We start from the raw sequence: 4,775 nt of genomic DNA on the forward strand, positions 1-4,775 counted from the left end.
GTGGGCGGATATCGGACGCGTGTGGGGCGGGGTATCGACCCATGCGCCATCCTGCTTGAGCTGGCGGAACACGCTCAGGCGCAGCGCATCGGAGCGCAGGCGGCGGTCCAGCACAAAGGCGGTAATCTTGAACCGCTCATCATGCGTTGCGGGCGGCGTGTACCAGTCGGTCAGGATAATCCCGCCTTCCGCATCGGCCGTGGCTATGGGCATGAAGGACAGCGTATCCAGTGCTGCGCGCCACAGATAGGCGTTTACGCCACCCTTAAGGCTGTCTTCCCCGCCGGATGCACCCCGGTCTTCCGCCAGCAGGTGGTTATGTGGCGTGGCAATGCCGGTCTGGGAGTGGTCAAAGAGCGAGCACGCGCTCAACAGGCTGACCCCGGCTATGGCCGTGGTGGCGGCCACCCATTTGCGGAGTGGCATAAGCGGGGGACGACTGGCAGCGGCATGGCTGGGCATGAGACGGCGAAGCATGGCGTTGATGTGGCTCCTTGGCGCTGGGGTATCCGTCTTTCCCGGTCCGCCGGATGAAAAAAAGAAGTCAGCTCTGGCTGGCGGCACAGGTGTTCCTGTCCGCCTTCATATCCTTTCAACTCTTTTCCGCCAAGCGTCTGCGTGGCCTGTGTGCGCTGGCAGGTTGGGGCGGGTGTGGGCTGTGGGGTGGTTCAGGGTTGGGGAAGGTGGAGTGCGCGGCAGAGTTTTTGCCGCATTGCGCTGGGCAGGTAGCCGTAATGCCCCTCCACGGCCTGCGGGGTCAGCGGAGTTTGTAAACGGTGCAGCCGCTGGCGGTAATCCTGCGCCAAAGACTGGTGGCCCAGCATGTTGGCCGCTGCCAGAGCAGGCACAAGAATGGCTGAGCGGTCGGGGCAGGTGGCCAGAATTTCGCGCGCAAGGCGCAGGGTTTCCTCGTGCCGGTCGGCCAGAAAACAGGACAGCACAAACTCCTGATCGGGTGCGGTAAAAAAAGGGGCAGTAGGGGCGACACCAAAAAAATCGCTATAAATATGAGCGGCCCTGACCGCATCGCCCCGGCACAGGGCCGCCAGCCCGTTTGGAAGCACCTGTGTGCTTGCGCGGGAATCGGCTGGCTGGGCGAGTGGTGCCTGCGCATGCAGGAAGAGGGCCTCCTCAGTCTGGTTGGCGTAAAACAGGGCGGTTGTTAACATGGAGTGGAGGGCCACGTTGCCCGGGAACAGGGCAAAGTTGCGCCGGAGCATGCAGAGCATGGGCTGGATATAGTCGGCCACGGGCATGCTCCATTCTTCATACATGCGCATGAGCAAATAGTGCGTGTGGACAAAAAACAGGAACGGGTTGTCCGGCGCGCGCTTTTGCGCCCCGTCCAGCAGGTGTTCGATGGTGGGGTATGCCGCACGGTCGCGGCGGACGCTCAGGGTTAAGGCGCGCAACCCCTGCCCAAAGGGCGAAAGCTCGGCCACGGGCCTGCCGGCGACCTTGCGTGCCTCCCCCATGAGCAGGCTGAAAAGCAGTACGGCTGCAAACCGGCTGGACAGGGCGCGCAGTGTGGCGGCTGTCAGGTGCAGTCTGTGGCCCCACACGATTGTATTGTCCGTGCGGGTGTCAAACGCCTGCAACAGGCAGGTTGCCTCGCCCTCGCTGGTGGTCAGAATACTGACACCGATCAGGTAGTCCCACCGTCCGAGTAGGGGCAGGGGGTGGAACAAGGCAGGGCTTGCCGGTTCGGCCTGCACGCTTACGTCCAGAACGCCGTGCATGGCCATGTCCAGTCCCAGTTCGCGGCAGAACTGTTCGCCCAGCGCCATGCCGGCTGCCTGCTCGGATGTGCTGGCAGCATTGAGGAACACCGTGGCGGCGAGTGTGGGCAGGGGTGGTTCGGGCGGGAGCTGGCTGGTGCTGGTGGATGGATGCCGTATTGTGGCGTGTGGTGGGCGTGTGGCCTGCGTGGTGCTCTGGTGTGTTGTCCGTAACTGCGTGATCAGGCTCATGGTCTGCTGCCCCGGCGTGGTGCTAGGGTCGTCTCGAATGTGCGCAGGCAGGTTTCCGCCCCCAGTAGTGCGGCGCCTTCCTCCTTGTTGCGCATGGCGGCCTGAATATGGGCGCGCCATGCCCCTTCGTTCAGGGGGGTCAGGCGCAGCAGTCTGTGTGTTGCGGCCATAATGGTGGCCGGGTCTGTGGCGGTGTCCATAAGGGCTTCAAGCTGGATGATCTTGTGGTCCAGCAGGCGGGTCCGTTCTTCCTCCAGCCAGATGGCAAAGGCCGGGTCAACCGCACTCAGGTCCTCCAGTAAAGGGGGCAGGGGGTTGGGCAGGTCCATGATCGTCTGTGCTGTGGTGCGCAGCACGTGTTCCACATCAATATCGGTCAGGCCCGGACGGATGGCCAGCGTATGGCGCTGTACGTCCAGCACCTCCGGCCCAAGGGGGGAGAGAATGTCCATCAGCCGGTGGATTTCCTGCCGCAAGGAGGCGCGCGCCTGTTCGGGCGCACGCGTACTCCATAGCAGTTCGGCCAGCCGTGTACGCGCTACAGGCCGCCGGTTGGACAGGGCTAGAATAGCCAGCAGTGCGCGCGTTTTGGTCCCTGTCGGCAGGAGTGAAAGCCCGGTGCTGGAGACGACCCGCATGTGCCCGAGCAGAAAAATATTCAGCAGCGGGCGGTCAGGCAAAGGGCCATTATGGCTGGGTGGGGCGTGCATGGGCGCTGGTCCGTTGGTTACCTTGGGAGGAGGTACCGGTCACGAACCTTGGAGGTATTCACGCCGGTCAGGTGGGAGCTTGTAAGCTTTTATTTGTGTAGGAATAATATTTTAGCAAAAAGTAAACATGAACGCCATGTAACATTTCAGGGCGTAACGGCAACGCAGGATAATCCCTGCTGGCGCAGGGCTGTGCATATGCTGTCGGTCTGCCCGGGAGGAAGCCCGGCCAGTCGTGTGCGCCAGACCGGGGGCCGCCCGGAGGGCGAGACCTTTTCCACCCGATTGAGCGCGTGGCTGAGAGCTGCGGAGGAGTGCCGCGCAATGGCAATGGCGTGCATGGCCCGCGCAGGAGTAGAAAAAGCCCCGATCTGTATGACGGCACTGCCCGAAGCACCCGTTGTGCGCCAGACAATGCCGGGTCCAGCAAGGCTGTGGTGCTGACGCTGCGGTAGGTGGCGGGCTGGTAGCCTGCGGATTGCACATCGGTTGTGCCGGAGTCGCCTTGTGTGGGGGCGTCCAGCGCGGGGGCGGGGCCATCAGCCCCGGCGTAGGGCGGGGGCAGTGTGTCATCCGCCAGCGGGGGGGCGCTGGCCTGCCCATTGGCCGGAGTTGTCTGGGGTGTGGTCTGGGCAAGCTGTATGGGAGCGTCCGCAGGTATGGTCTGCACGGGGGGTGGGGTAGGGCTGCTGTGCGGGCAGGGTGCTGGCAGGGACTGGGTCGTTCAGGTGTGGGGGTAATGGCGGCCATGTATGTGCGTGCATAACCGGGCAGGGGTGTCCCGCGGGAGCGGTGGTTGTCCATGCATTGCGGGCCGCAGTTATAGGCTCCCAGAAAATCGGGGGAGCCAAAGCGGTCATATAGCTCGCGGATGTAGCCGCTGGCCGCCATGATGTTGTCGTGCGGGTTATAGGGGTCCGACCCAAGGTTGTAGCGCTGGGCAAGCTCGGCATAGGTATCAGGTTTGATCTGCATAAGCCCGACCGCGCCATGCACCGAGCGGGTCAGGTGCCCGTTCATATACTGGTGCCCCCCCGATTCCTGCTGCATGACAGCGCGAATCCATGATTGCGGGATGGAAAACCGGTCCGAGGCTTCGTGAATATAAGGTCCCCAAGGGTTCAGGGCTGACCCTGGAGCGTTGTAGGATGTTCTGCCCGGTCCCGCGCAGGCGGCCAGCACGGCCAGCCCGCCCAGAGCGGCAAGGGAAAAGGCCCTGCGCCAGACACGGCGGCCTGCACAGGTAAGGGAACGCGGCAGCATGCCCTCATGGTGCCCTTTCGGGCGGGGGAATGTAAATGCCCAGCTAGGGGGCGGGGTGCCCGTGTAGCGGTTATTTGCCCCGTTTGCACATGCTGGCGGTTATATCGTTCATCAGGTCCGGGTTTGTCCGGCGGATCTGGCTTGCGCGCAGCACGCTGGCAGCCGTGTAGCGGGGCCGTGTTGTCCAGTTTTCTAAAAACTGGAGGTCGGACAGGGTTTCCGGGCCATGCTGTCTCAGGGTTTTCAGCGCGGCGGGGGTAGTAATCCCTGGCGTGGTGCCGGGTTTACGCAACATGGTATAAATCCTGTAAGTTAAGCTGTTCTACTCTTGACTGTTGCGCCACAGTGCCACTTTGGCATCTGGTGCGGGGTCTTAGAACACCCACAATGTGTCAATTTCAAGCGCTAAGCGGCTTTGTCATAAAACCATGACAATAAAAGAAATAACCCATTAAATTTGTTAGGTTTTTTTTGTCGGGTTTTGTAAAATTTCCGTGCCCAGCCGCTCCAGTGCCACGCGCAGGGACTCATCGGCCATGTCGGGCAGGGTGCAGGTCTGGGTGGTGTTCCGGCGTGGTGCGGGTTTGCGGCGTATGCCTGCCGTGGGGTCCTGCACAAAGCGTAACCGCGCGACCAGTGGCTCCCCACACCATGTGTTGATCCGCGCCATAAGCATGTCGGCCTGATGTTGCAGTTCCATGGCCACAGGCCCTGCGCAGGCGACTGTCAGCGTGCCGGTGCTGAGCCGGTGCGGGGTGGTGAGCGCGGCATGGGCGGGGCCAACCACATCGCCCCAGCAGGCAAACAGCATGGCCCCGGTGGGGGAGCGGCG

Annotated in this window: 6 protein-coding genes; all 6 read right to left on the reverse strand. The window is 62.7% G+C overall.

The window, feature by feature from the left end:
- A partial coding sequence (locus tag JCM25146_RS15350) for a DUF3576 domain-containing protein (protein WP_025829125.1) occupies positions 1 to 477 on the reverse strand: 477 nt, incomplete at its 3' end.
- Positions 478 to 668: 191 nt separating this feature from the next.
- The gene (locus JCM25146_RS15355) at positions 669 to 1,970 is read right to left on the reverse strand and encodes a hypothetical protein (protein ID WP_025829127.1); all 1,302 of its coding nucleotides are present in this window, start codon (positions 1,968 to 1,970) and stop codon (positions 669 to 671) included.
- Positions 1,967 to 2,680, reverse strand: a complete 714-nt coding sequence (locus JCM25146_RS15360; protein ID WP_025829129.1) for an AfsR/SARP family transcriptional regulator — start codon at positions 2,678 to 2,680, stop codon at positions 1,967 to 1,969. Before JCM25146_RS15360 ends, JCM25146_RS15355 begins: the two co-directional genes overlap by 4 nt.
- A gap of 111 nt (positions 2,681 to 2,791) precedes the next feature.
- The gene (locus tag JCM25146_RS21000; protein WP_051544335.1) at positions 2,792 to 3,943 is read right to left on the reverse strand and encodes a lytic transglycosylase domain-containing protein; all 1,152 of its coding nucleotides are present in this window, start codon (positions 3,941 to 3,943) and stop codon (positions 2,792 to 2,794) included.
- A gap of 70 nt (positions 3,944 to 4,013) precedes the next feature.
- Positions 4,014 to 4,238 (reverse strand): hypothetical protein, encoded by a 225-nt coding sequence (locus JCM25146_RS15370; RefSeq protein WP_025829131.1) that lies wholly within the window; start codon positions 4,236 to 4,238, stop codon positions 4,014 to 4,016.
- A 165-nt stretch (positions 4,239 to 4,403) separates the two neighbouring features.
- Positions 4,404 to 4,775: DciA family protein (locus tag JCM25146_RS15375; protein ID WP_025829132.1), on the reverse strand; the 372-nt coding region annotated here is incomplete at its 5' end.

The sequence above is a fragment of the Acetobacter okinawensis JCM 25146 genome (genome assembly GCF_000613865.1).
Taxonomy (GTDB): Bacteria; Pseudomonadota; Alphaproteobacteria; order Acetobacterales; family Acetobacteraceae; genus Acetobacter; species Acetobacter okinawensis.